Source organism: Vibrio sp. 2033 (assembly GCF_033339735.1).
The window spans coordinates 1-544 of sequence record NZ_JAWOVC010000720.1 but is presented as its reverse complement, the minus strand read 5'-3'; the positions used below and the strand labels follow the sequence as shown (position 1 = coordinate 544).

General features: G+C 48.3%; 1 pseudogene. It reads right to left on the bottom strand.

Annotation, left to right across the window (positions count from 1 at the left end):
* Nucleotides 1–544: pseudogene (locus R7P74_RS28710) on the bottom strand (hypothetical protein); the annotation flags it as partial.

Here is a 544-nt window from a genome sequence, read left to right as displayed (position 1 = left end):
CCACCAGTACGTTTCGGAAACGACGTTAGAAAACTGCTTTTCGGGATCGTATTCATGTTGAGAGCGAATACGATTGATGAGCTTGCGAGCACGTTGTTCTAGCTGGCGTTTTGAGCCGCGCGCTTTATCCATGCTGACACGATTGGTCTGCTCTTTGAGCATTTTCAGTGCATGTTTGCGGTATTTTTTAAACGCATTAAATGCCGCTTCGAAATCGCCTTGCTCTTCAGCAACGCGAGATTGCTGAAAACAGATCTGACTTAGCAGTTCGCCGTTATCGAAATTAAGCGCGGATTCTTCTGCGGCAAGCAACAACTCGGCTGCGCTGTCCGTGTTTTTACGCAGTAGCTCTAGTCTTGCTCGACTGATGAAAGAGTGTGCTTTCATCCACGTTAGATCGTGCTCAATGGCAAGCTTGTGCGCTTTTTGGGTTGCTTCTTCCGCAGCGTCTAGGCGTTCTAAGCCAAGGAGTGCCAAGCCTTTAAAGTCCCAAATTTCGGCTTGCCAAGTGCTGTCTTCATGGTCTTTGAGCACTTCTGTTGCG